Raw genomic sequence first — 3,267 nt, forward strand, 5'->3', positions numbered from 1 at the left:
TCCTGGGGACGTTGCGGCGTGATGAGGGTGGCTGGGAGCGGTTCTTGACCGCGCTCGCCGAGGCATGGGTACGCGGTGTGGCCGTGGACTGGACCGCGCTGTTCCCCGGCCCGCACAACCATGTTGACCTGCCCACCTACGCCTTCCAACACCAACGCTACTGGCCCGAGCTCACCACCGCTGTGGAGACCTCGACGCGGACCGACTCTGCCGAAGCCAGTTTCTGGGAGGCGGTCGAGAGCGGGGACCTGGAGTCACTTGCATCAGCGCTGGATGTGGAAGGCGCCGCGGTAACCGCCGTACTCCCCGCGCTCTCTACCTGGCGGCGACGGCACCAAGCCGAGTCCATGGTGGACGCATGGCGCTATCGACCGGCTTGGAGGCAGTTGCCCAACGACAAAGCCGGGTTGACCGGCACCTGGCTCGTCACCCTGCCCACCAAATGGCGCGAAAGCGAGTGGGCCGCCGGAATCCTCACGACGCTGACGAACCACGGCGCCGACGTACTCCCGATGGAGCTCGACGCCGGATCGGACGACCGGGACCAGCTGGCGCGGCGACTGCGCGAGCAGACCGCCGAGACACCACTCGCAGGTGTGCTGTCGCTCTTGGCCGTAGATGAGGAATCCCACCCGCATCACTCTGCGGTGCCGGCCGGCCTCGCGCTGACCCTGAACCTGGTGCAGGCCCTGGGGGACGTCGCGATCGACGCACCTCTGTGGTGTGCCACCCAGTGCGCCGTGTCGACCAGCGCGTCCGACCGGCCTCACCGAATGACGCAGGCGCAGATCTGGGGCTTCGGACGGGTTGTCGCCATGGAACACCCGGATCGGTGGGGCGGCTTGGTCGATCTGCCACCGTCCCTCTCGGAGCACACCGGCGCCCGGCTGTGTGCTGCTCTGGCCGACCCGAAGGGCGAGACCGAGCTTGCCGTACGGCCCGCGGGGCTCTTCGGTCGACGGTTGGTGCGCATGGCGCCGACTCTCACCGATGCCAAGGGATGGCGCTGCGCCGGGACGGTACTGATCACCGGCGGCACCGGTGCGCTGGGTGCACACGTCGCGAGGTGGATCGCGGGTCGCGAGGGGGAGCGGGTCCATTTCCTGCTCGTCGGCCGACGCGGACCTGACGCCCCGGGCGCCGCGGAGCTGAAGGCCGAACTGAAGGAGTCGGGCTCCTCGGTCACCATCGCCGCGTGTGATGTGTCGGACCGAGACCAGGTGAAGGAACTGCTCGCCACCATTCCCGAGGATTACCCGCTCGACACGGTGATCCACGCCGCCGGGGTGCTCGATGACGGCGTCGTCGGAGCACTGACACCGGACCGGTTCGACGATGTCCTGCGAATGAAGGTGGATTCCGCGCGGCGTCTCGACGAACTGACCCGTGACAAGGAGCTCTCCGCGTTCGTTCTGTTCTCCTCCTTCGCAGGACTCTTCGGCAACGCCGGACAGAGCAATTACGCTGCCGCGAACGCCTTCCTCGACGCGCTGGCTGAACGGCGCCAGGCGGACGGTCTGCCGGGGACCTCGATCGCGTGGGGTCCGTGGGCAGGGGGTGGCCTTGCGGTCCAGGACGCCGCCGTGGACCAATTCCGTCGGAGGTCCGTCTCCGCGATGGAACCGGATCTCGCGATGCTGGGATTCCAACAGGCCATGATCGGGCGTGATCCGGTGCTCGCCATCGCTGATGTCGACTGGAAACAGGCTGTGGAGGCTGGGTCCGGCAGGCCGAGCGCCCTGCTGGCGGAGCTGCCCGAGATGCGGCGCCTCATCGAGGCCGCGGGGGATGAGGGTGAGCCGGATGATTCCGACGCATTCCGAAGGCGTCTCACGGATATGGACATGGAGCAGCGCGACGAGATCCTTTTGGAATTGGTGCGGACGGAAGCCGCGAGCGTCCTGGGCCACAGCGGCTCCGAGGCGCTCGGGGCGAAACGGCCCTTCAAGGAGCTCGGGTTTGACTCTTTGACCGCGGTGGAGCTACGGAACCGGGTGGCGGCCAAGACCGGTCTCCGTCTGCCCACCACCCTCGTGTTCGACTACCCGACACCGGTCGCGCTTACCGATCACCTCAAAGCGCACCTGTTTCCCGATGGTGTCGACTCCCGCGACGCGGCCGATCCGGAACCAGATGACCAGGCCCTTCGTGCCGCCCTGGAATCCATTCCGCTGGCCAGGATCCGAGAGGCCGGCCTGGCCGGTCCGCTGCTACGGCTTGTCGACCCGGGCGACGGAAGCACGGACAACGATCTCGATTCGCAGGTCGCGTCGATCGACGCCATGGATGCCGACACTTTGGTGCGGATGGCGTTCGAGAGTACGGAATCCTAATGTGCGAGATGCGGAGCCTGTCATGACGACGAAGCCGAACGACCAGCTTGTTGAAGCGCTGCGCGCCTCGCTCAAGGAAACAGAGCGCCTGCGCCATCAAAACCGCCAACTCAGCGCCGCGGCAACGGAACCCATCGCGATCGTGGGAATGAGTTGCCGCTTTCCCGGCGGCGTCCGCTCGCCGGAGGACCTGTGGCGTCTGGTGGACGACGGCGGCGATGCCGTGGCGGACGCGCCGTCGGATCGGGGATGGCACTGGGACGGGTTATTCGGTCAGGGCGGGTTCCTCTATGACGCGGGAGAATTCGATGCTGGGTTCTTCCATATTTCGCCCCGCGAGGCGCTGGCCATGGACCCGCAGCAGCGGCTGTTGCTGGAGGTTTCCTGGGAAGCACTGGAACGGGCGAATATCGATCCGCACTCCTTGGAAGGAAGCAGCACGGGAGTCTTCGTCGGGACCAATGATCGGAACTACGCAGCGCTGCTGACCGGTACTTCCGATGAAGGGGTGGAGGGCTACCTCCTGACCGGCAATACGACGAGTGTCGCCTCGGGACGCACGGCATATGCCCTCGCTCTTGAGGGTCCTGCGATTACGGTGGATACGGCGTGTTCGTCGTCGTTGGTGGGGTTGCATTTGGCGTGTGATTCGTTGCGGCGGGATGAGTGTGGTTTGGCGTTGGCTGGTGGGGTGACGGTGATGTCGACGCCGGGGACGTTTGTGGAGTTCAGTCGGCAGGGTGGGTTGGCTTCGGATGGTCGGTGTAAGGCGTTTGCTGAGGGGGCGGATGGTACGGGGTGGTCTGAGGGTGTGGGTGTGGTGGTGTTGGAGCGGTTGACGGATGCGCGGCGGAATGGTCATCGGGTGTGGGCGGTGGTGCGGGGTAGTGCGGTGAATCAGGATGGTGCGTCGAATGGTTTGACGGCGCCGAAT

General features: G+C 66.2%; 2 protein-coding genes. Both read left to right on the forward strand.

What is annotated here, in order from left to right:
• A partial coding sequence (locus tag AB0E24_RS45865; RefSeq protein WP_359386013.1) for an SDR family NAD(P)-dependent oxidoreductase occupies positions 1 to 2,333 on the forward strand: 2,333 nt, incomplete at its 5' end.
• Between the two features lie 22 nt (positions 2,334 to 2,355).
• Positions 2,356 to 3,267, forward strand: a 912-nt coding sequence (locus tag AB0E24_RS45870) for a beta-ketoacyl synthase N-terminal-like domain-containing protein (RefSeq protein ID WP_359386015.1), incomplete at its 3' end; no start/stop codon positions are given.

Source organism: Streptomyces malaysiensis subsp. malaysiensis, from assembly GCF_040653035.1.
In the GTDB taxonomy this organism is placed as follows: Bacteria; Actinomycetota; Actinomycetes; order Streptomycetales; family Streptomycetaceae; genus Streptomyces; species Streptomyces malaysiensis.